Origin of the sequence: Vibrio sp. TH_r3, assembly GCF_033101115.1 — a bacterium.
GTDB lineage: Bacteria > Pseudomonadota > Gammaproteobacteria > Enterobacterales > Vibrionaceae > Vibrio.
Window position 1 is genome coordinate 1 of sequence record NZ_JAWMPW010000009.1, and the last position, 26,218, is coordinate 26,218.

The following is a 26,218-nucleotide window of genomic DNA, read 5'->3' on the forward strand; positions in this document are numbered from 1 at the left end:
GAGCCAATTGGCTCCATTTTTTGTTAATAATAATCGCTAAAAGCAAACTTAATATTAAACGTTATTCACGTTCCTTAGTATAAGGCACGCCTATTGCTTTTGGTGCGATCGCTTTACCGATAAATCCTGCAAGAAGGAATACCGTTAATACATAAGGAATTGCCTCTATAGCCTGAACCGGGATTTGGAACTCACCAATACTTACGCCTTGCAGACGAATCGCTAACGCATCTAAGAAACCAAATAGCAAACATGCCCCCATAGCGGTAAACGGTTTCCATTTACCAAAGATAAGAGCCGCTAATGCCATATAGCCTTTACCTGCGCTCATATTAGGAATGAACTGCGCGGTTTGACCAACAGAAAGGTACACGCCACCAATACCCACTAACGTTCCGCATATGATCATAGCGCTATAACGCATTTTAACTACCGATATACCAGCTGTATCAACCGCATTGGGTGATTCTCCAACGGCACGTAGACGTAAACCAAAACGAGTCTTGAACAATACATACCACGCTATAGGCACAATCAGTACTACTAGATACTCCAATACTGAGTGTCCACTTAATAGTTCAGAATAGAGTGGACCTATTACCGGTGTATCCGCTAGTGCATCAGCACCCGGTAAGTTGATTGGAGCAAATCGAGAATCACCAGAAAGCGCTGGGGTCTGTCCACCTTGATGAAACCAGTGACGCCCAAGGGTAACGGTTAACCCAGCTGCTAGTATGTTGATAGCCATACCACTAACAACTTGATCTCCTCTATGGGTAATAGAAGCAAAACCGTGTAGTAAAGCAAGTAATATAGATACAGTTACACCACCTAGTAGACCAAGCCACGCCGATCCTGTTACGTGAGCGAGTGCAGCGCCAGTAAAAGCTGCGGCAAGAAGCTTACCTTCTAGCGCGATGTTAACGATACCAGAACGCTCACTAAACATACCGGCTAAAGAAGCAAGAATAAGTGGAGTAGCAACCCGTATGGTCGCGTCAAGCATTAATATAATCGTCTCAAACATGATTAAGCCGCTCCGTTTTCTGATTTAACGAACAGTTTTAAATAAGTTCGTTCTAGAGTGGGTCTAAACATGTGTTCTAATGCTCCGGAGAATAAAATAACTAAACCCTGTAACACCACAACAATGTTTCTATCAACACCGTATTCGAAACTTAATTCTGCTCCGCCTTGGTATAGAAAGCCAAAAAGTAAACTTGCCAGCAATACACCTATTGGGTGATTTCTTCCCATTAGCGCAACAGCAATACCGGTAAAACCAAACCCTTCAACAAAGTTGAGTTTTATTTGATGAAGTTCACCCTGAAGTACGTTTAAGCCAAAAAAGCCAGCTAACATACCCGATACAAGCATAGTTATGACCACAATTTTAATGTAGCTAATACCTGCATATCCAGCTGCTGACGCATTAGCACCAACTGAACGGATCTCGTATCCCCAGCGAGAGTGCCAAATAAATAACCATACAAAAACACAGCAGATTAAGGCAAAAATAAAACTCAAGTTGAGTGGGCTAGGGGCCATTTCGATACCAAAAACAGAAAGTAATTGGTGCATTTTCGGTAACCAGCTACTAACCGCAAATACGCGACTTTCCGTCGCCATTGTATTTTCAGGTTTTAAAATATCAACTAATAGATAAGCCATTAAAGACGCGGCAATAAAGTTAAACATAATCGTAGTAATAACGATATGAGACCCTCTTTTTGCCTGTAAATACGCGGGTATAAATGCCCATGCTGCGCCAAATAAACCACCAGCAATAATGGCGAAAGGGAAGACGATGTACCATGGTGCGTATTCACCAAGTGTTAGACAGATTAATCCAACACCCAAACCACCTACGTAAGCTTGACCTTCACCACCGATGTTAAATAATCCAGCATGAAAAGCGACTGACACCGCTAAACCAGTAAAGATAAAACCGGTCGCATAATAGAGGGTGTAACCGAATCCTTCGGCATAACCAAAGGCACCTGTCCACATAACTTTTGCCGCATCAATAGGGCTAATATCGATATAAACAAAGAGTAATGCCGAAACCAAAAACGCAACCACAACATTGATTGCTGGTAGTAAAGCAACGGTTACCCAAGCAGGAATTTTGGCCTGACTCATTATAGGTCTCCTTGGGATTTAACATGATCTGGTACGATATTCGCCATCATTAAACCTAATGTTTTTTCATCGGCTTGTTCAGGTAGTACTTCACCAACAATACTGCCATCAAACAAAACAATAATTCTATCGGCTAAACTCATTATTTCATCGAGCTCTACCGACACTAATAACACGGCCTTTCCAGCGTCGCGGGTAGCGACAATTTGCTGGTGGATATATTCAATGGCACCTATATCAACGCCACGAGTTGGCTGCCCAACAAGTAATACATTGGGATCTTCTTCCATCTCTCGTGCAATAACCAGTTTTTGCTGATTACCACCGGAAAAATTAGCGGTTTTGAGAGAAACATCATTAGGACGAACATCCCATTTATCCATACTGGACTGACAGAGTTCTCGAATTGCTTGTTTATTTTGTAGTAATCCGTTGTTGTATTTAGGCAGGTTGTGATAACCGAGAATATAAGCTTCTTGTGCTTCAAACTTATTGATCAAACCTTGTTTGTGGCGATCTTCTGGTATGTGCCCAACGCCCATCGCTCTGACTTGTTGAGGATCACTAGGTTGTTCAGGGCTGAGAATATGGCCATTAAGTTCGATAGTTCCTGAGGCAGGTTTTATAATTCCTGACAATAAACTCAGAACTTCAGATTGACCATTGCCCGAGACCCCTGCGATACCCACAATTTCACCTTCACGAACTGAAAAACTGATATCTTTGATTCGTTGAACATTACTGCTATCGAAATAACTTAAATTTTTAACATCAATCAGGGCTTTTTTCGGTTTTGCTGCTTCTTTTTCAACTTTAAGGAGGACTTTTCTTCCTACCATAAGTTCGGCTAATTGATCTTGATTGGTCTGCGCGGTCACAACATGATCAACCATTGTGCCTTGACGCATAACGGAAATATTATCCGTAATTGCCAGAACTTCACGCAGTTTATGCGTGATAATCATAACGGTTGTGCCTTGAGCTCGAAGCTTATCAAGAATAGAGAAAAGGTGGTCAGCTTCTTGTGGTGTTAAAACACCGGTAGGCTCATCAAGAATGAGTATTTTGGCGTCTCTATACAACGCTTTTAGAATTTCAACCCGTTGTTGCAATCCTACTGGTAATTCTCCAACAATTGCATCAAGGGGAACCTCTAAGCCATAGTCTTTTTCAATTTGGACAAGTTTTTTTCTAGCAGAGCTCAAACTTTCCTGCAGCTTCCAGCCACTTTCGGCCCCGAGCACTATATTCTCTAGTACTGTAAAAGTTTCAACGAGCATGAAATGCTGATGAACCATGCCAATACCAGCAGCAATTGCTTCTTGAGAATTAGCGGGTTTATAAGGCTGACCATTTACGAGCATTGAACCAGTATCGGCGAGATAAAAACCGTATATTATGCTCATTAGAGTCGATTTTCCTGCACCATTTTCACCAATAATTCCGTGAATAGTGCCTGCGGGAATTTTTAGATCAATATCTTTGTTAGCATGAACGGCGCCAAAGCGCTTATTGATCTCTTTTAGTTCAATGGCAAAATTTTGAGCTTGAGTCACGTGGAATTCCTAAACTACAAAATAATTATAAGTACGCCGTTGCCTAAAGTTAACACTTTTCAAAAGCAACGGCGTAGAGATTACTCAACTACTGATAATACTAGAGTTAGTAGTTGCAAGTATTGTCTGACATATAATCATGAACACTGATTTTTCCAGAGATAATATCGGCTTCAAGAGCTGAAGCGTATGCTTTCATGTCTTCTGTGATCAGGCTTTCGTTGTTTGCATCTAATGCCCAAGCAACACCGCCTTCTTTAAGACCAAGAACTTTTATGCCTGGCTCCCAATTACCTTCCATGCTGTCAATCCAAGTCTCTTTTGCTGCAACACCAACACGTTTAACCATTGATGTTAGCATTGTACCTGGTTGAAGGTGGTTTTGGTTTGAATCCACCCCTATAGCCAGTTTACCCGCATCTTTAGCTGCTTGATACACACCAAGGCCGGTACCACCTGCAGCTGCATAAATTACATCTGCATTTTTAGAAAATTGAGATTTAGCAAGTTCAGAGCCTTTTGCTGGGTCAGCAAACGCGGCAGGTGTTGAACCCGTCATATTTTGCAGAACAACAGCATCAGCGTTTGCATATTTCGCACCTTGCTCATAACCACAAGCAAATTTACGAATCAGTGGAATATCCATACCACCGATAAAGCCAACGGTACCTGTTTTAGAAGCTTTAGCGGCTAAAGCACCAACGAGGAAAGATCCTTCTTGCTCTTTAAATACAATTGACTGTACGTTCGGCTTATCCACAACCATATCGATGATAGTAAATTGGATGTCTGGGAATTCTGTAGCAACTTTTTCTACTGCTGAAGCCATATTGAAGCCAACGGCTACTATAGGGCTAAAGCCACGGCTTGCTAGACGACGAAGTCCTTGTTCACGTTGGGCTTCATTTTGTGGTTCAAATTCGCGGACTTTAATGCCTTTTTCAGCTTCAAGTACTTTTACACCGTTTTGAAATACTGCTTCGTTAAAAGATTTGTCAAATTTGCCTGCTGTATCATAAATAACGGCTGGTGTTGGTGCTGCAAATACGCTAAATGAAGAAACGGCTAGCGCAAGTGCAGTTAGCTTTAGAGTAGTTTTTTTCACTGTATAATCCCTATGTTGAAATCCAAAATTGATAACTAATAAATGAGTTTTATTTGTATTTATATGCAACTGTGTTATCTGTTTTTGCGAAATTTACACATAAACAGTTATCACTCCCCAGTTTATCGTTTGCGTGCTAAAAAAAAAAGCGTTTTGCTCACACCTAAATCAGCTAACACGACATTTAAGCATTTGACAATGTGATCAGTGTCACGTTTTTTCTCTGATTTACCCCGCAGTAAGCCTGATTTTATACAAATTAATAAAAATGCAATGTTCTTTGTTGAACTATATATAGTTAAGTTAATGTAAATTGATCCAATTAATACAAATATAGCTAATAAGTGCGCAATGAACTTTTTTTTAGATGAATGATTTATAATAAATGTGATTTACCTATTAATTAAAGTGTCAGTTGGGAGGTGTCGGTATGTTTGATAAATTTAATAAGTTAATTAAGCGCTACGATGACTGGTGTAAGAGAATGGGATTGTTACCTGAGCAAAAAAGTTGTTGTGTGCCGATAATAAAACAAGATGTTTTTGATAATAAAGAGACAAAAGATGAATGAGAGTTCTTTTCGGTTATTTGATACCCATTGTCATTTAGACCGAGCTGATTTTTGTAGCGATGATGCTTTTGCGCAACAATTGCAAATGGCGCAGTCAGTGGGTGTAGATAAGTTTCTCATACCAGGTTGCGGTGCGTTTAACTGGGATAAAATAGAACAACTCTGCTCAACGTACCCAGATCTTTATTTCTCACTAGGTTTACATCCTTATTATATCGACCAGCATCTTGACCAACATTTAATTTTACTTGATGCCAAGTTATCGAAAAAACATGAGAAATGTGTTGCTATTGGAGAGTGCGGTCTAGACTTTTATCAAACGCGCAATGATGAGCAGCTTCAAAAACATTATGTTGTAGAACAAATTCGATTAGCTAATAAATATCAACTGCCGCTTATTTTGCACTCCAGAAAATCCCACCAAGATATGATTAAGCTTCTTAAGCAACATCCGCTTGAAGGCAAAGGAATAATACATGCATTTACTGGTAGTTATCAGCAAGCTCTCGACTATATTAATTTGGGGTTTTATATCGGTGTCGGCGGATCTATTACCTACAGTCGAGCGAAGAAAACCCGAAAAACGATATCTTTATTACCTCTAGAATCATTGGTTCTTGAGACTGATTCACCCGATATGCCGCTTAATGGCTATCAAGGGGAAAAAAATCACCCTAAAAATCTGCCAATTACGCTAAATGAGCTGATCTTGTTGCGAAGTGAGTCAGAGCAAACGGTTGCAAAGCAAGTTTATGACAATAGTCTACTTGCCTATAATATTAATTATTAATTGCAAGTAAATATAATAAATAATGAACTAATACTGATGTAAGTGTGAAATGAATCTCATTTTTGTATTTTGTTACATTTTTTTTAATTGATAAGTGTGATCTACGCACTGAATTATTTTCTGATGTCTGTTTATAATCGCCTCGCTTTTAAGCTCCATTTTGTCACACGCCACTTAACTAAAATAAGGAAGCCATAAACCATGAGCCTGTTTATGAGCCTAATCGGCATGGTTGTACTCATTGCAATAGCTGTACTTCTATCCGACAACCGCAAAGCAATTAATTTACGAACCGTGGGTGGTGCATTTGCCATCCAATTTATCCTTGGTGCATTTGTACTTTATGTGCCTTGGGGTAAAGATTTATTAGGAGGTTTCTCTAGCGGAGTTGCCAGTGTTATCGACTTTGGTAAAAGCGGAACCAGTTTTCTATTTGGTAACCTAGTGAGCTTTTCTGTCGATGGACTTGGTTTTATCTTTGCCTTTCAAGTTTTGCCGACTTTGATATTTTTCTCATCATTGATCTCAGTACTTTACTACATTGGTGCGATGCAATGGGTGATTCGAATTCTAGGCGGAGCATTGGAAAAAGCGCTTGGTACTTCACAAGCAGAATCGATGTCTGCAGCGGCTAATATATTTGTTGGTCAAACAGAAGCACCGTTAGTCGTTCGTCCATTTGTACCTAAAATGACCCAATCTGAACTATTTGCGGTAATGTGTGGTGGTTTGGCATCGGTTGCTGGTGGTGTATTAGCTGGCTACGCATCTATGGGGGTACCACTCGAATATCTGGTGGCGGCTTCGTTTATGGCGGCTCCAGGCGGTCTACTATTCGCTAAGATTATTAAGCCAGAAACAGAAGAGTTTGATAACGACATTGAGGCTGATTTAGAGGGCGGCAACGATAAACCCGCTAACGTTATTGATGCAGCAGCAGGTGGCGCTTCATCTGGTTTACAACTCGCACTAAATGTTGGCGCGATGCTTATTGCTTTTATCGGATTGATTGCATTGATCAACGGTATGTTGGGTGGCATTGGCAACTGGTTCGGATATGAATCATTAAGTTTAGAGCTTATTTTAGGATGGGTTTTCTCTCCTCTTGCTTTCCTTATTGGTGTTCCTTGGGAGGAAGCAACATTGGCTGGATCTTTCATTGGTCAAAAGACCATCGTGAATGAATTTGTTGCTTACTTGAATTTTGTTCCTTACGTTGGCGAAAACGCACAAGTAGTTGCAGCAACAGGTCAAGTTATGTCAGAGAAAACAACAGCAATTATCTCTTTTGCTTTGTGTGGATTTGCAAACTTATCCTCGATAGCTATTTTGCTTGGTGGTTTGGGTGGTATTGCACCTGGTCGACGCCATGATATCGCACGTATGGGTGTAAAAGCGGTTTGTGCTGGTACATTATCTAACTTGATGGCAGCGACGATCGCAGGTTTTTGCATATCATTGGCGGCAATGTAATTTAGTCACAACAATATAACTTTAAGCCTTATATAAACACGGCCGCAGTAAATTGCGACCGTGTTTTGTTTTTAAGCTCTAAATTGGAGTGGATGCCGCTAATTTAACGGTGATTGTTAGATTATTTGTTTTTTTTTGAGATGGGAAACGTTTGCTTTAAATGTTGCATCTATCACATTTAAATGAAACGTCTATAATGTATACATCTTAAATGTTAAGAAAAAATCATCTCAATTACCTATATCGCTTAACTGCCTAGCATTATTACTTGAGTGATTGATTAAAGGTTTTGGTGCATTTTTACAATGTCAAACATGGTGTATGGCATTTAATAAATTAGATAAATACCGCAATCATAGATTGTTGTACCACGAATGATATTGGTACTGGCGGTGACAGGGATGGCAATTAATAGTCTGATTGAATATGAGCTATTAAGTCTTCAAGGAACCAAGTCCGTTCATTTCGTAACTAAAAAGTAAATACTAACCTAGTATGTTTAACTAGGTCAGCACAGAATACTTTTTGACTAACAAATTGAATTTTTTGATCGGAGATAGAAATGAGCGATTTAAAAGTAGCAGCTCTACGTGCACTTAAACTTATGGATTTAACCACGCTAAATGATGATGACACTAATGAAAAGGTTGTCGCGCTTTGTCGTGATGCGAAAACATCCGTTGGCAATACCGCAGCAATTTGTATTTACCCGCGTTTTATTCCCATTGCTAAAAAAGCACTTCGCGAGCAGGGTACAGAAGATATTCGTATTGCAACGGTGACTAACTTCCCACATGGGAATGATGATATTGATATTGCCGTTGCCGAAACAAAAGCAGCGATAGCGTATGGTGCCGATGAAGTTGATGTTGTATTCCCTTATCGCACATTGATTGCCGGCGATGAAACAACAGGTTTTGAGTTAGTTAAACGTTGTAAAGAAGCATGTGGTGACGTCTTATTAAAAGTCATTATTGAAACTGGCGAATTAAAAGAAGAAGCCCTTATTAGAAAAGCCTCTGAATTGTCGATAAAAGCAGGTGCTAACTTCATTAAAACCTCCACGGGTAAAGTACCAGTAAATGCTACACCTGAGGCCGCTAAAATTATGTTGCAAGTTATCCGAGATATGGGTGTTGCTGAAACCGTAGGCTTTAAACCAGCAGGTGGCGTGCGTACTGCTGAAGATGCCGCTGAATTTTTAGCTATGGCAGATGAAATTTTAGGGCCTGATTGGGCTGACAATATGCATTATCGTTTTGGTGCATCGAGTCTACTGACCAGCCTACTTAATACACTAGAAGTAACGAAAGACGTTGCGGATCCAAACGCTTACTAATCAAAAGGTGGCCTCTTCATAATCTAGCATCTTTAAATGGTCGCTATGTTAGAAGAGGCGGTTACTTTATTCTTTTAAAAGTAGGACAATTCTAATGTATTTACCTCAAGAAATTATCCGTAGAAAACGCGACGGTGAAACGTTAACTGAGCAAGAAATTCAATTTTTCATTCAAGGTGTTGCGGACAATAGTGTTTCTGAAGGTCAAATAGCAGCGTTTGCTATGGCTATCTTTTTTAACGAAATGACCATGCCCGAACGCATTGCCCTCACTTGTGCCATGCGAGATTCTGGTATGGTTATCGATTGGGCTCATATGAATTTCGATGGGCCTATCGTAGACAAACACTCCACAGGAGGTGTTGGTGATGTTACGTCATTAATGCTTGGCCCTATGATAGCGGCATGTGGTGGTTATGTACCAATGATTTCTGGTCGTGGCTTAGGGCATACTGGCGGAACTCTAGATAAGCTCGAATCGATACCGGGATACAATATAACGCCGACCAATGAATTATTTGGTGAAGTTACTAAACAAGCCGGTGTGGCAATTATTGGACAGACAGGCGATCTTGCTCCAGCAGATAAACGGGTTTACGCCACTCGAGATATCACTGCAACAGTCGACAATATTTCCTTGATTACGGCTTCTATTCTATCAAAAAAATTAGCTGCGGGTCTTGGGTCTCTTGTCATGGATGTAAAAGTTGGTTCCGGTGCATTTATGCCTACCTACCAAGAATCGGAACAGTTAGCAAAATCTATTGTCGCAGTAGCTAATGGCGCAGGTACCAAAACCACCGCTATACTGACTGATATGAATCAAGTGTTAGCTTCGTCGGCAGGTAATGCTTTAGAAGTTCGAGAAGCGGTGCGGTTTTTAACAGGTGAATACCGTAATCCTCGTTTGTATGAAGTCACGATGGCATCTTGTGCTGAAATGTTGGTGTTAGCTAATTTAGCTAAAGATTCAGATGATGCTCGTCAAAAACTGCAAACCGTATTAGATAGTGGTAGCGCTGCGGAGCGATTTGGGAAAATGGTTGCAGGTCTAGGTGGTCCGAAGGATTTTGTCCAGAATTACGATAACTATCTTGATAAAGCTGAAGTTATTAGACCTGTTTATGCTGAAACACATGGCATTGTTAGTGCTATGGATACTCGTGCAATTGGCATGGCCGTTGTTGGTATGGGTGGGGGACGTAAAGTCGCTTCGGACATGATTGATTACGCTGTTGGTTTTGACCATTTTATTCGTTTGGGTGAAACGGCAAACGAAGATAAACCGTTGGCAACCATACACGCCAGAACAGAACAACAATGGCAAGAAGCCGCAAACGCACTACTCAATGCAATTACAGTGGGTAGTGAACCTTATATTTCAACTCCAGAAGTCTACCGCCAAATTAGAGCGGTAGATGTACAAACAGCTTCTGACGGAGAGTAAAAATGAAAAGAGCAATTATTTTAGTATTAGATTCATTTGGTGTTGGTGCAACACAAGATGCTGATAAATTTGGTGATGTAGGCTCAAATACTTTAGGTCATATTGCTGAACATTGTGCAAAAGGCTTAGCCGATAACGACACAAGAAAAGGACCATTAACCTTACCTAACCTTTCTAAATTGGGATTAGGGTTGGCTGGGCAAGAATCTTCAGGGACTTTTCCTCAAGGACTGGATAAAAACGCTGAAATCATTGGTGCTTACGGTCACGCTGCAGAATTATCATCAGGTAAAGATACGCCATCTGGTCACTGGGAAATTGCTGGTGTGCCAGTGTTATTTGATTGGGGGTATTTTTCTGATAAAACCAACAGTTTTCCAGATGAATTATTAGATAAAATTGTTAAACGAGCCAAACTTCCTGGTTATTTAGGTAACTGTCACTCATCGGGAACCGTTGTGTTAGATGAGCTTGGTGAAGAACACATGAGAACTGGTAAGCCAATTTTTTACACCTCGGCTGATTCAGTATTCCAAATAGCCTGTCATGAAGAGACTTATGGATTAGATAATTTACTTGAATTATGTCAAATAGTTCGAGAAGAGCTTGAAGACTATAATATTGGTCGAGTGATTGCTCGTCCATTTATTGGCGCAAAGGCTGGTGAATTTGCTCGTACAGGTAATAGAAAAGATTTGTCAGTTGAGCCTCCTGCGGCCACTATTTTACAGAAATTAGTTGAAGAGAAAAATGGTGAAGTGGTTTCTATTGGTAAAATTGCAGATATTTACGCCAATTGCGGTATTACTAAAAAAATCAAGAAAACAGGATTGGAAGATCTGTTTGATGCTTCTTTAGAGCAAGTGAAAGAAGCGGGTGATAATACTATTGTATTTACTAATTTTGTTGATTTTGATTCGTCTTATGGCCATCGTCGTGATGTGGCTGGGTATGCTGCAGCATTAGAGTATTTCGATAAACGTCTTCCTGAAATGTTGGACATTCTTCAAGAAGACGATGTATTGATTCTTACCGCTGATCATGGTTGCGATCCCACATGGCCAGGAAGCGATCACACAAGAGAGCATATCCCTGTATTAGTTTATGGAAAAAATATACCGGCAGGTTCACTTGGTCGCAGAGATACTTTTGCCGATATAGGACAAAGTTTAGCTAAATATTTTGCGACATCTGATATGGATTACGGCAAAAGCTTTTTGTAATTTTTCTCGTGTAAACTATTTTTAATAGAATTGAGTAGGGCGCGTTTACGTGCCCTACAAATGAGACTGTCCCGGTATTCTCGGGCGTAGTAATGATTTAAAAACAACCAAGGAATAAATTAATGGCAACTCCACATATTAACGCTGAAATGGGTGCTTTTGCAGATGTCGTTTTAATGCCGGGCGACCCATTGCGCGCTAAGTACATTGCTGACACGTTTTTACAAGACGTAGTACAAGTATGCGATGTACGTAACATGTTTGGTTATACTGGTACCTATAAAGGTCGTCAAGTATCAGTGATGGGTCATGGTATGGGAATTCCATCATGCTCGATTTATGTTACTGAGCTTATCAAAGATTTTGGCGTTAAAAAGATTATTCGTGTTGGTAGCTGTGGTGCTGTAAGTGATGACATTAAAGTTAGAGATGTTGTTATCGGTATGGGCGCGTGTACGGATTCTAAAGTTAATCGTATTCGCTTTAAAGGTCATGATTTTGCTGCTATTGCAGATTACAAAATGGTAAAAGCAGCAGAAGAAGCGGCTAAAGCTCGTGGTATTGACGTAAAAGTAGGCAACTTATTTTCTGCTGAACTTTTCTATACTCCTGATCCAAGTATGTTTGATGTAATGGACAAATACGGTATTGTTGGTGTAGAAATGGAAGCGGCTGGTATTTATGGCGTTGCTGCTGAATACGGAGCCAAAGCACTGGCTATTTGTACTGTTTCAGACCATATTAAAACAGGTGAGCAAACTACATCGGAAGAGCGAGCTACCACCTTTAACGATATGATGGAAATCGCGTTAGATTCAGTGTTACTTGGTGATGAAGATTAGTCGTCGCTCTGTCCGCGTATAAATAAAAAAGCTCTGGTCATTAATCAGAGCTTTTATTTAGGTAAATAGTTTCGCAAATAAACATATAGCCAAGTAAGTAATGGTTAGTTAACTATTTTATATCTTGAATGAGCAGGTTCTGATGCTTGTCTTTAGGCTTTCTACTCAGTATCAAAGTAATCAACATCCCACTTAAAAAACTCATTACTATCATAATGTACATATAACGATCACTATTGCGATAATGATGATCGGATACCGCGGTTACCATGCCCTTTTCAAACGTAATACGTATATAGCCAATGAGGCTTTTTTCGGAAAAAATAGGTTCAACAAGTTGTAAGCGACCAATACTGGCTGTTTCTAAAGGCGTATCTAAGCCTAAAATCTCACGGGTTGATTTTGCATCTTGGCTAGCTGCGAGTTTTATCCCTTCGGAATCATAAATCGTTGCATCGAACACTAAACGTTCCTCAGCTAATTGATTACTTAATTGCAATAAGGCTTCTTGATCATTATTGGTAATCATCTCGCTAGCAGAAAGAGAAGCTTGAGAAATAAGAACTTTCGTCAATGTTTCTAGTTGATGAGATTGAATCTGTTCATTTCCTTTACTAATAACGATGCTATTTTTAGCGGTGTAACCAAACATCAATACTAAAAGGATGATGGCAATACTCTTCAAAAATAGACGTATTGAGAAAAGCGATCGTTTCATATTCAACCATTATTGATTATTTTTTTGGGTAATCACATATTGGGGCTTGCCTTTTGAAATTGCAATAGGGTAACGTCTAATAGAATTTAAATGAATGGGCATGGAAGCAGTGAAAACTTTACCAATAAAAAAACACGCGACACTTCTTAAACGTCTACCTGAAACTCGTTTTTCGAGCCAGTTGGATAAATCAAAAGCTAATTGGATTATTTTTTCCGATTATCTTTCGCCAAAATTGTTTAATGATATTGATTTTTATACCGACACATTCAATGCCGTTTTAGATACCTGGAAAGTAGGACAGTATGAAGTCGCACTGATGGATGGCAATTTGACGGCTAAGCATGAAAATATACTGCAATCTCTTCATGTTGAATACGCTTGTTTAACTGATGTACCGGATTTATCTCAACCAGGCTTAATTGTTTTTGATATGGATTCAACGGCTATTCAAATAGAGTGTATAGATGAAATTGCTTACTTAGCTGGCGTAGGAGAACAAGTATCAGAAGTGACAGAAAGAGCCATGCAAGGTGAACTTGACTTTGAGCAGAGTTTAAGACAAAGAGTCGCCGCGTTGGAAGGTGCAGATGAATCGATACTTGAACAGGTTCGGTCAACATTACCATTTATGCCAGAAGTTAGAGAGTTAGTCAGTAGCTTGCAACAGTTTGGTTGGAAAACGGCGATTGCATCGGGCGGTTTTACTTATTTTTCAGATTATTTAAAAGATGAATTATCGCTAGATTATGCCCAATCCAACATGTTAGAAATTGTAGATGGAAAATTGACAGGAAAGGTAATTGGAGAGGTTGTTTCAGCACAAACCAAAGCCGAAATTTTAGAGCAGCTGGCACTTGACCATGATATTGAACTATCGAATACCGTTGCAGTTGGCGATGGTGCCAATGATTTAGTGATGATGGGAGTAGCAGGATTAGGTGTTGCTTATCATGCCAAGCCTAAAGTGACAAAATTAGCACAAACAGCCGTTAGTTATTCAGGCCTTGGTGGGGTGCTTTGTATTTTATCGGGGCAATTAGCTAAGAGCAAAAAAATAACCCTATAATAAATAACGCGTTTTAATTTGAATTCTAAGCCAGAAAAACTCTCACCTCGATACTTCTCTAAAGAGGTGAGAGCTATTATGTTAGCTCCAAGCGTATTAGTATTTCTTCAGTTATGTCAATAAGTTCACCAAATCCAATAATTGAATTAAATTCCTTTTCTAACGCTCTAGCATGATGCGTTGTAGAGGAGGCGAGTTCGATTAGTTCTTTCATTAAAATTTGCGTTGATTTATTACCTGCCGGCATACCGGTCATTCTCAATGCAAAGAATTCGCCTAATTGTTTGGACTTTTTGATAAACCTAATTCTTTCCTGCAACGTTTGAAATTCATCATACAACTTGGTATGAATTGCTTCTATTTCGTTGTCTTTTTTGAGTACTGCTATGTAAATATCATGGTAAGTTGGTTTCGCCTCAGGTACTGGACGAAGTGGGTCTTTTAATAGTCTTGCTGTACGATGCTTTAAAATGCACTCCAAAGAAAAAGCATTTCGATTTTCTGGTTTCTGTAGCAATTTCACATAAGAAGGCAGTGGAAAATTTACCCCTATAGCAACTGGTTGAAGTACACTTTTTATCTTTGACATATAGACTGGGGTACTTGCTAACCTTGATAGTAGAACGTCATACATAGCGTTCAATAAATCATTGCTAGGCAGCCCTTCATTGGTCGGTGGCAGTTTATGCTTATTATGATTAATCAGTTTTTTCAAAAAATTGATGGTACGCATTGTTTGCGATGTTTCTTCTAAAGAAAGGTGCAATATCAAGGTTTTGGGGTCAAAACGCACAACTTTATAAACAACGTTAGTTAGAAGAGCTGATTCATCATACCGCTGTAGTTCAGTTAAACTGACATTTATTCGGTCGTTTACTTTTGCCTCTAGAGGTTGAGATAGAGCAATCAGTAAACCATGTGCCGAAAAATTGATGGTTTCACCTGAAATTTGTTCTTGATTGCTCTGGCCTAATTTAACCGGTGATTTGAATTGGTAACGTTGAGCTTTTCGCCGTGAAATTGTATCGTAATAAAGCCCACGAGGTTGGCCAACTATTTTTCTTGGATGCCTAAATTTATTCAACACACTTGAGTTGATATTTGGTTTTTCAGTCAAAAGGTAATCTCTGATTGAACTGGTGTCCGAGATTTCTTGTAATAGACCAAAATGAGTTAATGGCTGTTCATCGTCTGCCGAAGCTATTGTTGAAAATTGAGTCAGCTCCTCTTCGTTCAGCTCAAACATGTGAATACGGAATACTTTCCAACTTTTACGTCTGGCTCCACTATGCCAGAAAAGATGTCTTTCCGTGCCAGTTGCTTCTGGTAACATGAGTGAGAAATATAAATTTTTACCCTGATGGTCATGTATAAAAGAATATACGACATTACTAGAATGTCTCACTCCTGATTTAGTTAATTCTGCCATTCTGGATGGGTTGAAAAGAGAACCAAAAGAAGCTTGCCCACGTTCATCATGCCAGTAATCCCAAATTTCTTTGTTGAAATCGTTTAACAATGCAAACTTTAGTTCGTTGCCAGAGAAAAACAGTGGCAAGTTGAGTGTGTATTTGATGTACGTGTATTCGTAACAGTGAGTTCTGGCCCTTAGTATTTTATCCTGATTGTCGTGATTGGCTTTTTTTGAATAGCTATCGAGCATGATTTCTATCGCTCTCGCGATGATAGTTGTATCCGAGATTCTAATGGCTCTTAGCCAGCGGATACTTTCATTTTCATGACACTCATCAATGCCAATTATTCTGTATTTTATTGGTGTGTTGAGTTCGTTTAAATGACTTTGTTTTAGTATCTGAACAAAATTTGCGTCGATTATCTCGCCAAGATTGTATTCGAATGCACTCGGTACTTTGAGTTTTACGCCTGAGTTAGATAAATCGACACTAGTAGCACAAATTTCTTGGCCACTTTGCAGACAAATATCAACCTGAGTGGCCATTCTTAAACGTTGCTCTTGTCGATTAAGAGTTAGGCCAAGCTTTATTGCTTCTACATTAAACGGGCTTTCTTGATCTTCAATAGAAGGACCAGGTGGTGTTTTGGCATTTTGATGCATGACACGAAAATTATTTCTCGTGTTGACCATCGCTTCATAAACGCCTTCAGTATAACTGCCAAATCGTTTGATTTTTTTATGGTAGGAATTAATGGCAACATCGTCTAACCAGTGTGTTCTGCCATCCAGTTTATATTCTCGACACTCACCCTGAACTCGCCCTCTCAAATCAATTGATTTTGTACAAGGGGTCATTAATCTGTTTAATTCCATTTTTGCAATTACTTTTGCTGAGGCCGGCTCGCCTTCTGTTAGCTGAGCTAACACATTTTCGAAGTCGGGGGCTCCATAAACTGGAATTAATCGTTCTACTAAAGAGAGTATTTCAGATTGTTGCATCTTTTCTGTTAGAGTGTCCTGAATCAGTTGGTATAGCTATATATCGACAATTTATTGGTTAACTTTAAAACATATAAATAATGTATTTTAAAGTTATAACCATTTATTTGAAAAATATAAACATGTAAATTTAGGCTAACTGTTACTGACTCCTTGTCAAATGATTAGGGCGATAGAGTAGCCATAACTTATTGAGGAATTATGGCAAAAGTAAAACGAGCCTACGTATGTAACGATTGTGGAGCGGATTTCCCTCGATGGCAAGGGCAATGTAATGCCTGTGGGTCTTGGAATACAATTACGGAGGTGCGTATGGCGGCATCTCCTCAAGTTGCAAGAAACGAGCGATTAGCTGGATATGCAGGCGCAGCCGAGTCAACGGTACAAGTCCTTTCTGAAATTGATTTGCAAGAAGTACCTCGTTTTTCGAGTAGCTTCAAAGAGTTTGATAGGGTGCTTGGTGGTGGCATAGTACCAGGTGCGGCTATCTTAATTGGTGGATCTCCTGGTGCAGGTAAATCTACATTGCTTTTACAAACAATGTGTCTACTTTCTTCTCAGATGCCCACGCTGTATGTAACCGGCGAGGAGTCACTACAACAGGTTGCGATGCGTGCTTCTCGTTTGGGTTTACCGAAAGAGCATCTTAAGATGCTATCTGAAACTAATGTTGATAAAATATGTCAAATTGCAGAGCAAGAACAACCTCGTATTATGGTTATCGACTCAATTCAGGTTATGCATGTTTCTGATGTTCAGTCGTCTCCAGGTAGCGTTGCTCAAGTAAGAGAGTCTGCAACAACTCTAACTCGGTACGCTAAACAAAATAATGTAGCGGTTTTTATTGTTGGTCATGTTACTAAAGATGGGTCGCTTGCTGGACCTAAAGTGCTTGAGCACATTATAGACTGTTCAGTTTTATTTGATGGTAACTCTGATAGCCGATTTAGAACATTACGCAGTAACAAAAACCGTTTTGGTGCAATTAACGAGTTGGGCGTATTCGCGATGACTGAACAAGGGCTTAAAGAAGTCAGTAATCCTTCAGCTATCTTTCTTTCTCGCGGAGAAGAAGAGACCTCAGGCAGTTCAGTGATGGTGATATGGGAAGGTACTCGTCCTTTATTAGTTGAGATTCAGGCCTTAGTTGACTATTCCCAACAAGCAAACCCTCGACGAGTGGCCGTAGGTTTAGACCAAAACCGTTTGTCGCTATTGCTTGCTGTTCTGCATAAGCATGGTGGATTACAAATGGCAGACCAAGATGTTTTTGTTAATGTGGTCGCTGGCGTTAAAGTAACCGAAACCAGTGCCGATTTAGCGTTAATTATGTCGTTATTATCCAGCTTTAAAGATAGGCCGCTAGCCAAAGATGTCGTTGTGTTTGGTGAAGTAGGGTTAGCTGGTGAAATAAGGCCTGTACCTAATGGCCAAGAACGATTAATGGAAGCGTTAAAACATGGGTTTAAGACGGCTATTGTACCGGCGGCAAATATGCCAAAAGGTGGTATTCAAGGAATGAAAATCCATGGAGTAAAAAAATTGTCAGAAGCTATCGAAGCATTTGACGAAGTTTAATTGTAAAAAGTAATGTACGCATTAATAAAAGAGCCATCAATTTTTTGTTTAACCGTAAATAAATTCTAACCACAATTAGATGTACGTGGTAAGATGAGCCACTTTTTATAGAATCAACGCACGTTAGGGTATCAGTCTTGAGGGATTGTGGTATACTCTGCGCGCATTTTTATACCTTATTAACAGAGTAAGACAATGACTGATTTATCAAAATACAGAAATATTGGTATTTTCGCGCACGTTGATGCGGGTAAAACTACTACAACAGAGCGTATCCTTAAACTAACTGGTCAAATCCACAAGACTGGTGAAGTTCATGATGGCGAATCTACAACTGACTTCATGGAACAGGAAGCTGAGCGTGGTATTACCATTCAGTCAGCGGCAGTAAGCTGTTTCTGGAACGACCATCGCTTGAACGTTATCGATACTCCTGGACACGTTGACTTCACAGTAGAAGTATATCGTTCACTTAAAGTACTCGATGGTGGTATCGGTGTATTCTGTGGTTCTGGTGGTGTTGAACCTCAATCTGAAACTAACTGGCGTTATGCGAACGAATCTGAAGTATCGCGTTTGATCTTCGTTAACAAATTGGACCGTATGGGTGCTGATTTTTATAACGTAGTTGATCAAGTTAAAAACGTTCTAGGTGCGACACCGCTTGTAATGGTTCTACCAATCGGCCGCGAAGATGACTTCGTTGGTGTTGTAGATCTACTAACTCGTAAAGCATACGTTTGGGATGACACTGGCCTTCCTGAAAACTACGAAATTCAAGACATCCCAGCTGACATGGTTGACGATGTTGATCAATATCGTGAAGAGCTAATCGAAACTGCAGTAGAGCAAGACGATGATCTAATGGAAGCTTACATGGAAGGTGAAGAGCCTTCTATTGAAGATATCAAGCGTTGTATCCGTAAAGGTACTCGTGATCTTGCATTCTTCCCTACTTTCTGTGGTTCTGCCTTTAAAAATAAAGGTGTTCAAATCGTTCTTGACGCAGTTGTTGATTACCTACCTTCTCCAACAGAAGTTGAACCTCAACCTCTAATGAACGAAGAAGGCGAAGAAACAGGCGATCACGCTATTGTTTCTGCTGACGAAACATTTAAAGCTCTTGCATTTAAAATCATGGATGACCGCTTTGGTGCACTAACGTTTGTTCGTATTTACTCTGGTAAATTGAACAAAGGTGACACGATTCTTAACTCGTTCACTGGTAAAACAGAACGTGTTGGTCGTATGGTTGAGATGCAAGCTGACGATCGTAACGAACTTACTAGCGCACAAGCGGGTGACATCATCGCGATTGTTGGTATGAAGAACGTGCAAACTGGTCACACTCTTTGTGATCCTAAGCACCCAGTAACACTTGAGCCAATGGTATTCCCAACTCCAGTAATCTCAATTGCTGTATCACCTAAAGATAAAGGTGGTTCTGAGAAAATGGGTATCGCAATTGGTAAAATGGTTGCAGAAGATCCTTCTTTCCAAGTTGAAACTGACGAAGAAACTGGCGAAACTATCTTGAAAGGTATGGGTGAGCTTCACCTAGACATTAAGGTAGATATCCTTAAGCGTACTTACGGTGTTGACTTAACTGTTGGTGCTCCTCAAGTTGCTTACCGTGAAACGATCACTAAAGCAATTGAAGATAGCTACACGCATAAGAAACAGTCTGGTGGTTCTGGTCAGTTTGGTAAAATCGACTACCGTATCAAGCCAGGTGAACCAGGTTCAGGTTTCACGTTCAAATCAACAGTTGTTGGTGGTAACGTACCTAAAGAATTCTGGCCTGCAGTAGAGAAAGGTTTCGCTAGCATGATGGAAAACGGTGTATTAGCTGGTTTCCCAACGTTAGATGTTGAAATTGAATTGTTCGATGGTGGTTTCCACGCAGTGGATTCATCTGCAATCGCATTTGAAATCGCAGCAAAAGGTGCTTTCCGTCAATCAATGCCTAAAGCTGGTGCACAACTTCTTGAGCCTATCATGAATGTTGATGTATTTACTCCAGACGACCACGTTGGTGATGTTATCGGTGACCTTAACCGTCGTCGTGGTATGATCAAAGATCAACAAGCTGGTGTTACTGGTGTTCGTATTAAAGCAGATGTTCCTCTTTCTGAGATGTTTGGTTATATCGGTCACCTACGTACTATCACTTCTGGTCGTGGCCAATTCTCAATGGAATTCGCTAACTACTCTCCATGTCCAATGAACGTGGCAGAAGCAGTAATTGCTAAAGTTAAAGAAGATAAAGAGAACGAAAAGAAATAATTCGTTTTCAAATCTGAACTGAAAAAACCCGAAAGTATATACTTTCGGGTTTTTTATTAACCATTAAAAAATAAAGAGATTAATAACTAAAGCTGATTTGATAGCGACTCAAACCGTATCAACTAATCAGTGTTAATTAATTTTTATTGTAAATCTAACCAAATACCCTCAACTTTTGTTCTGGCCCATTCTGTTTTACGTAAAAATTTCAAACTTGATTTAATGCTCGGATCTTTTTTAAAACAGTTAATGTTGACCATATAGCTTAATTCCTCCCAGCCATAGTGCTCAACAAGATCAGTTAGCAGTTTTTCCAGTTTTATGCCGTGTAGAGGGTTGTTCGGTTGCATGATAATATGCCTAGTCGGTTATTTTTATATATTATACGATATTTAATCGCAGGTTAGTTAGCTTGCAAGGCATCCATTGATAGTTTTAATCATCACTCTTCCCACACGACTATTTTATCTTTTGGCCAGTTAACTCCAATGTCGTGATATTTTTTCTCTAACACATGACGTTTGATCTTTAACGTTGGTGTTAGGATGGTATTCTCTATGCTCCAAGGCTCTTTTATCATAAGCACACCTTTAATTTTTTCGTGAGACTCGAGCTCTTGGTTAATTGTTGAAATAACGCGTTCTAGTCGTTTTTGATAACGTTGTTTGTCAAAGTTTGGGAACTGATGAGGTACTGCTAATAATATTGGCGCAGGCATACCTAAACCAACTAAACACATCATCTCTATCCGACTATATTCGTACAGTTTTTTTTCTATAGGGACTGGTGCAACGAATTTGCCTTTGGCTGTTTTGAATGTATCTTTTTTTCGTCCTTGAATAGTAAGATAACCATCGTTGTCAATTGAGCCTATATCACCAGTGTGAAGCCAACCTTGCTCGTCAAAAGATTCGTCGGTTGCCGATGGGTTTTTATAGTAACCAGAGAACGTGCCTTGGCTGCGAACCATTATTTCTTCGTCTGATGCAATCTTTAATTCGATACCAGGCGCACTGTTTCCTACCGTGCCAATTTTATCTGCTTTAAACGGATAATTAAGCGTGCTATAAGCAAAAGACTCCGTCATTCCCCATGCTTCAGTAATATTGATTCCTATACTGTGATACCACTTTAATAGAGCAGGTGAAACAGGGGCAGAGCCACATCCTAAAATTCGGGCTTCATTTAGTCCCAAACCTTCAATAATTTTCTTCTTAATTAACGAACTGATGAATGGAATTTTCAATAAAAGATTAAGTTTCTTCTGTGGCATTTTGTCTTGAATTCGTTGTTGGAACAGAGCCCATAATCTAGGCACTGAAATAAACAGGGTTGGCCTATGCATTTTCACATCGTCAATAAAGGTATCTAGCGACTCGGGGAAGGCGACTTGCACACCGCCCGCTATGGAAGACCCGAGAATATAGACACGTTCAGTAATATGAGCGAGAGGTAAGTATGAAAAAGCTCGATCTTCTTTAGTGATATTTAAATGTTCTACCAAGCGTTGAGCAGACCAACTGAATGCTCCATAAGTTAACATTGCGCCTTTGGGTGTACCGGAAGTGCCAGATGTATAGACGATAGACATTAACTTATCATCAGAATGTACAGGACGATCTTCAGTTGGTATTGAATTTTTGATCATTTCCTCAAAGGTCAACTGGCATTTGGCTGCACTTTTATAGGGGAGAGAAATAGTAATAAGTTGCGGGTGAGACTGAAGCGCCTTTTCGACTGCGGATGCATCGTCTAATTTACCGATAAAAGCAGCTTTACTCTCGCTGTGTTGAAGGCAGAATTCAATTGTCTCTGCGCCAGCAGTTGGAAAGATAGGGACGCTAATAAAATCACCCATCATTAAGGCCAAATCAGTAATAAACCACTCAGCACAATTTTTGGAAATGAGTGCTATTTTATCACCAGGTTGAAGACCTTGTTTACGTAAGGCGGTAACCAATTTTCTTGCCATAGTCGCAACTTGAGAAAATGTGTAAGTAACAAATTTTCGATCGATAATCTGCTTCAAGTAGATATCATCAGGCCTAGAGGCTGCCCATTTTAATATGAGCTCATTGGGTGGTGGTAATACACAAAGACTTACGGACTTTTCTGCTGTTGATATTTGCTGGTCACGGCCATCTAAGCTCATAACATTCTCGCTAGTTTGTTATAATATTGTTAATTCAGTCTAGCATGTATGACTTTGCTTAGTGGCTTTTAAACTGGTGTTTGAATACCTAATTAGTCGATTAGTGAGTAAGATCAATATTCCGCTTTAGTTACGGTAGACGGTAAAAAGAGTTGCGGCAGGCAGTAAAAAGGCGAACTAAAGGTCCGCCGTAAGTATAAACTGAGTGAGCTACGTGATTAAATTTTACCTAGTTACTCGTAATACAAATATCATTCTCGTCAAATAAATGCACGTCAGATGATGCGCAGCTGAGAGTAACTTTTTGGAAACTTTTAATTTCTTGGTCACCGGGCAAGTGAACAGTAAATCCATCGATACCAGATGACTGCCCAAACATATAGGTGCTGTTACCAAGTCTTTCAACCACTTCACTTTGGAACGCTATGTTTATATCGGCTTGATCATTAAGAAGCAAATGTTCAGGACGAATCCCAAAAGTAATTTTGTCGCCTACTGTTAGCGTTTTTTTGTTATACGGCACAGAGAAATGATCGCCATTTGTTGCTTTTAATGTTATTTGCTCTGAGTCGACTTGAGTAACTGTTGTCGGGACAAAATTCATTTTTGGCGAACCAATAAAACCAGCCACGAATAAATTACCAGGACGATGGTAGAGATCGAGTGGAGAACCGACTTGTTCGATTCGACCATCTCTCAGGACAACAATCTTATCCGCTAAAGTCATCGCTTCTACTTGGTCATGAGTGACATACACCATGGTATTTTGTAGCTCTTGATGTAGTTTTGCTATTTGCAAACGCATTTCAACCCTAAGCTCTGCATCGAGATTAGACAATGGCTCATCAAATAGGAACACCTTTGGATCGCGCACAATTGCTCTACCAATAGCAACACGTTGACGTTGCCCTCCGGACAGTTCTTTAGGTTTTCTTTTACGCAGAGGATCAAGTTGTAATGTCTTGGCTGCAATATCTACCTGTTTTTGTATCTGCTCTTTGGCAACACCGTTCATTTTAAGACCGAAACCCATGTTTTCTTCTACGGTCATGTGTGGATAAAGTGCGTAAGACTGGAATACCATCGCAACTCCGCGTTCAGCAGGATCAATGTCATTAACTAGGGTATTGTCGATATGTACTTCACCTTCAGTAATATCTTCTAAACCAGCAATGAGTCGTAATAAGGTCGATTTACCACAACCAGATGGGCCAACAAATACGACAAACTCTCCGTTTTCTATTTCTAGATCGATCCCATGAATAGTTTGAACATCACCAAAACGTTTGATGACTTTTTTTAGAGTAATGTCCGCCATTACGACTCCTTTACTACAGCGCTGATGAATAGTGTTTCGCATCAGTATTGCGCTCGGTATTTATTTATAGAAAGCTTTATTTAGATAAAGCAATATTTGTATAAAACATACTCGTTTTAATAAGATTTGTTAGTAAGGAAATTTGAATTGTTGATCTCAGTCATATTTATAGAGTGAATTAAAGCTATTTTTGTGAAAACGTTTACAAAATGACATCTTGCTTGTGCAAATAACTTACCTTAGATCTATTATAAATCAATCATCCGTCGTGCAATATAGTGAGTACTTTATAGCTTTTAGCCACTATTCGATGTTGTTTTTAAATATTCAAAATACTATTTTTTATTATTTAAAACATTGTGTTACAAATATTCGAATCAAGCAATAGCACGATGTTATTAGTGGGAGTGTCGGACTAATGGAGCCTTCAGTGAAAACGATCTACCCAGAAAACCGTATGCCTTCGGTAAGTAACAAAAGGCGAATCAGTTCTAAATTGTCACCGTGGCTATTTTTAGCACCTGGAATGATAATTTTTGCTATTTATGTCGTTTATCCTATCCTCTCCAGTATTTGGTTAAGTTTTTTCGAGTGGGATGGACTGGGTGAAAAGGTTTGGGTTGGATTCGATAACTACGTCGAGTTGTTCGATTCAGGTGCTTTTTATACCGCGATTAAAAATAACCTGCTGTGGCTGATGTTTTTTATGTTAGCACCGCCGATAGGGTTAGCTATAGCGCTGTTCCTAAATCAACAAGTTAGAGGGATTCGAGTAGTAAAGTCGTTATTCTTTTTTCCATTTGTTATCTCTCAAGTTGTCGTAGGTCTAGTGTTTGCTTGGTTTTATGACCCGAGTTTTGGTTTGCTCAATATTGCTTTAGGTTGGTTTGGTATTGAACCGATATCGGTACTAGCCGATGAAGATTGGGTAACCTACGGTATTATCGCTGCCGGCCTTTGGCCACAAATCTCTTATTGTATGATTTTGTACCTGACTGGTTTGAACAACTTAGACCCAGAACAACTGGAAGCGGCGCGATTAGATGGTGCTAAAAAATTCAAGATGCTTTGGTACATTGTTATTCCCCAGTTAAGACCAGCTACTTTCATTGCTATCGTTGTGACTGTGATTGGCGCATTACGCTCTTTCGACTTAGTGGCTACCATGACATCTGGCGGACCATGGGGCAGCTCGACGGTATTAGCTTACCTTATGTATGAAGAATCTATCTTTAACTATCGTATGGGCTACGGTGCTTCGGTTGCCGTGATGTTATTCCTCATTATGGATGTCTATATCGCTTACTTCTTGTGGCGTATGTTAAGGAGTGAAAAATAATGTTTCCAAAACCAATTGAAAAATCAGGTCGTTTCACCAATATTAGTTATCGTGTTGCCTTGCCCATTGCTTTAGGTATGTGGTTATTGCCGCTAATGGCTGTGATGATGACGTCTATTCGCTCAATGGAAGATATTAATAAAGGTAATTATTGGGGATGGCCGACAGATTTTAATCTGGTAGAAAACTATACCCAAGTCTTCACCGCTACTCCAATGGGCCAGTATTTAATAAATAGCTTAATGATAACCCTTCCTGCGGTTGCAGGAGCGGTGGCTCTGTCTACCTTAGCGGGTTTTGCTTTAGCTAAGTATAAATTTAAAGCTAATTTGTGGATATTTGCGCTGTTTATTGCCGGTAACTTTGTGCCTTTCCAAATTTTGATGATTCCAGTGCGCGATATTACCATTGCCTTTGGCATCTATGACACGCATTGGGCGCTGATCTTTTTCCATATCGCATTTCAATCCGGATTTTGTACCTTATTTATGCGTAACTTTATGGTTGGTATCCCTGACGCACTTATTGAGGCGGCACGAGTCGAAGGTGTCAGTGAAATGAAAATCTTTTGGCATGTTGTGTTACCTCTGGTAAGGCCTGCTTTGGCGGCACTCGCTGTATTGGTGTTCACTTTTATCTGGAATGATTTTTTCTGGGCGTTGGTATTAGTACAAAGTGATGAAGTTCGTCCTGTTACCGCCGGATTAAGTGCTTTGCAAGGACAATGGTTAGCATCGTGGCAATTTATGTCTGCTGGTGCAGTTGTTGCCGCTGTACCACCCGTTATCTTGTTCTTTACTATGCAACGTCATTTTATTGCTGGATTAACGTTAGGGGCGACCAAAGGGTAATGT

General features: G+C 39.8%; 21 protein-coding genes. 12 read left to right on the forward strand and 9 right to left on the reverse strand.

Features of this window, described 5'->3' with window-relative positions:
- Nucleotides 1–61: 61 nt before the first annotated feature.
- The 4 genes from R3X26_RS09830 to R3X26_RS09845 all read right to left on the reverse strand — a co-directional run bounded on the left by R3X26_RS09830 (nucleotide 62) and on the right by R3X26_RS09845 (nucleotide 4,803).
- Nucleotides 62–1,027, reverse strand: coding sequence for an ABC transporter permease (locus R3X26_RS09830; RefSeq protein WP_317717129.1), 966 nt, complete (start codon nucleotides 1,025–1,027; stop codon nucleotides 62–64).
- A gap of 2 nt (nucleotides 1,028–1,029) precedes the next feature.
- On the reverse strand, nucleotides 1,030–2,142 hold the full coding sequence (locus tag R3X26_RS09835) for an ABC transporter permease (protein WP_317717130.1): 1,113 nt from the start codon (nucleotides 2,140–2,142) through the stop codon (nucleotides 1,030–1,032).
- The gene (locus tag R3X26_RS09840) at nucleotides 2,142–3,698 is read right to left on the reverse strand and encodes an ABC transporter ATP-binding protein (RefSeq protein WP_317717131.1); all 1,557 of its coding nucleotides are present in this window, start codon (nucleotides 3,696–3,698) and stop codon (nucleotides 2,142–2,144) included. The genes R3X26_RS09835 and R3X26_RS09840 overlap by 1 nt, the downstream gene beginning before the upstream one ends.
- Before the next feature lie 106 nt (nucleotides 3,699–3,804).
- Nucleotides 3,805–4,803 carry a BMP family ABC transporter substrate-binding protein gene (locus R3X26_RS09845; RefSeq protein WP_317717132.1) on the reverse strand — a complete coding sequence of 333 codons (999 nt, stop codon included), beginning with the start codon at nucleotides 4,801–4,803 and terminating at the stop codon, nucleotides 3,805–3,807.
- 430 nt (nucleotides 4,804–5,233) lie between these two features.
- Here R3X26_RS09845 and R3X26_RS09850 point away from each other — a divergent pair, with 430 nt between their 5' ends.
- The 7 genes from R3X26_RS09850 (at nucleotide 5,234) to deoD (ending at nucleotide 12,488) form a co-directional block, all read left to right on the forward strand.
- Complete coding sequence (locus R3X26_RS09850) at nucleotides 5,234–5,374, forward strand: hypothetical protein (protein ID WP_317717133.1); 141 nt, start codon at nucleotides 5,234–5,236, stop codon at nucleotides 5,372–5,374.
- On the forward strand, nucleotides 5,367–6,164 hold the full coding sequence (locus R3X26_RS09855; protein ID WP_317717134.1) for a TatD family hydrolase: 798 nt from the start codon (nucleotides 5,367–5,369) through the stop codon (nucleotides 6,162–6,164). Before R3X26_RS09850 ends, R3X26_RS09855 begins: the two co-directional genes overlap by 8 nt.
- A 201-nt stretch (nucleotides 6,165–6,365) precedes the next feature.
- The gene (locus R3X26_RS09860; protein WP_317717135.1) at nucleotides 6,366–7,637 is read left to right on the forward strand and encodes a NupC/NupG family nucleoside CNT transporter; all 1,272 of its coding nucleotides are present in this window, start codon (nucleotides 6,366–6,368) and stop codon (nucleotides 7,635–7,637) included.
- 562 nt (nucleotides 7,638–8,199) lie between these two features.
- Nucleotides 8,200–8,976 carry a deoxyribose-phosphate aldolase gene (gene deoC / locus R3X26_RS09865; protein WP_317717136.1) on the forward strand — a complete coding sequence of 259 codons (777 nt, stop codon included), beginning with the start codon at nucleotides 8,200–8,202 and terminating at the stop codon, nucleotides 8,974–8,976.
- A 94-nt stretch (nucleotides 8,977–9,070) separates the two neighbouring features.
- Nucleotides 9,071–10,423 (forward strand): thymidine phosphorylase, encoded by a 1,353-nt coding sequence (gene deoA, locus R3X26_RS09870; protein ID WP_317717137.1) that lies wholly within the window; start codon nucleotides 9,071–9,073, stop codon nucleotides 10,421–10,423.
- Between the two features lie 2 nt (nucleotides 10,424–10,425).
- Nucleotides 10,426–11,646 carry a phosphopentomutase gene (gene deoB, locus R3X26_RS09875; RefSeq protein ID WP_317717138.1) on the forward strand — a complete coding sequence of 407 codons (1,221 nt, stop codon included), beginning with the start codon at nucleotides 10,426–10,428 and terminating at the stop codon, nucleotides 11,644–11,646.
- A 122-nt stretch (nucleotides 11,647–11,768) separates the two neighbouring features.
- Nucleotides 11,769–12,488, forward strand: a complete 720-nt coding sequence (gene deoD / locus R3X26_RS09880; RefSeq protein ID WP_317717139.1) for a purine-nucleoside phosphorylase — start codon at nucleotides 11,769–11,771, stop codon at nucleotides 12,486–12,488.
- A gap of 112 nt (nucleotides 12,489–12,600) precedes the next feature.
- Here the strand turns inward: deoD and R3X26_RS09885 are convergent, their stop codons facing one another.
- Nucleotides 12,601–13,206, reverse strand: coding sequence for a YtjB family periplasmic protein (locus R3X26_RS09885; RefSeq protein ID WP_317717140.1), 606 nt, complete (start codon nucleotides 13,204–13,206; stop codon nucleotides 12,601–12,603).
- Between the two features lie 100 nt (nucleotides 13,207–13,306).
- On the opposite strand from R3X26_RS09885, the gene serB reads away from it, so the two are divergent.
- Nucleotides 13,307–14,275, forward strand: coding sequence for a phosphoserine phosphatase (serB, locus tag R3X26_RS09890; RefSeq protein ID WP_317717141.1), 969 nt, complete (start codon nucleotides 13,307–13,309; stop codon nucleotides 14,273–14,275).
- 76 nt (nucleotides 14,276–14,351) lie between these two features.
- Here the strand turns inward: serB and R3X26_RS09895 are convergent, their stop codons facing one another.
- A complete protein-coding gene (locus R3X26_RS09895) occupies nucleotides 14,352–16,691 on the reverse strand; it encodes a PilZ domain-containing protein (protein WP_317717142.1) in 2,340 nt (779 codons plus the stop codon).
- A gap of 201 nt (nucleotides 16,692–16,892) precedes the next feature.
- On the opposite strand from R3X26_RS09895, the gene radA reads away from it, so the two are divergent.
- Nucleotides 16,893–18,269: a DNA repair protein RadA gene (radA, locus tag R3X26_RS09900; RefSeq protein WP_317717143.1), complete on the forward strand. Its 1,377-nt coding sequence runs from the start codon at nucleotides 16,893–16,895 to the stop codon at nucleotides 18,267–18,269.
- A gap of 195 nt (nucleotides 18,270–18,464) precedes the next feature.
- Nucleotides 18,465–20,555 (forward strand): elongation factor G, encoded by a 2,091-nt coding sequence (gene fusA, locus R3X26_RS09905; RefSeq protein WP_317717144.1) that lies wholly within the window; start codon nucleotides 18,465–18,467, stop codon nucleotides 20,553–20,555.
- Between the two features lie 143 nt (nucleotides 20,556–20,698).
- On the opposite strand, the gene R3X26_RS09910 is transcribed toward fusA, so the two are convergent.
- The 3 genes from R3X26_RS09910 to R3X26_RS09920 form a co-directional block, all read right to left on the reverse strand.
- Complete coding sequence (locus R3X26_RS09910) at nucleotides 20,699–20,908, reverse strand: VF530 family protein (protein ID WP_317717227.1); 210 nt, start codon at nucleotides 20,906–20,908, stop codon at nucleotides 20,699–20,701.
- Nucleotides 20,909–20,997: 89 nt separating this feature from the next.
- Nucleotides 20,998–22,707 (reverse strand): AMP-binding protein, encoded by a 1,710-nt coding sequence (locus R3X26_RS09915; protein WP_317717145.1) that lies wholly within the window; start codon nucleotides 22,705–22,707, stop codon nucleotides 20,998–21,000.
- Between the two features lie 229 nt (nucleotides 22,708–22,936).
- Nucleotides 22,937–24,025 carry a sn-glycerol-3-phosphate ABC transporter ATP-binding protein UgpC gene (locus R3X26_RS09920; RefSeq protein WP_317717146.1) on the reverse strand — a complete coding sequence of 363 codons (1,089 nt, stop codon included), beginning with the start codon at nucleotides 24,023–24,025 and terminating at the stop codon, nucleotides 22,937–22,939.
- Between the two features lie 418 nt (nucleotides 24,026–24,443).
- Between R3X26_RS09920 and R3X26_RS09925 the strand changes: the two genes are divergently transcribed.
- Nucleotides 24,444–25,364: a sugar ABC transporter permease gene (locus R3X26_RS09925; protein WP_317717147.1), complete on the forward strand. Its 921-nt coding sequence runs from the start codon at nucleotides 24,444–24,446 to the stop codon at nucleotides 25,362–25,364.
- On the forward strand, nucleotides 25,364–26,215 hold the full coding sequence (locus R3X26_RS09930) for a carbohydrate ABC transporter permease (protein ID WP_317717148.1): 852 nt from the start codon (nucleotides 25,364–25,366) through the stop codon (nucleotides 26,213–26,215). Before R3X26_RS09925 ends, R3X26_RS09930 begins: the two co-directional genes overlap by 1 nt.
- Nucleotides 26,216–26,218 lie beyond the last annotated feature (3 nt).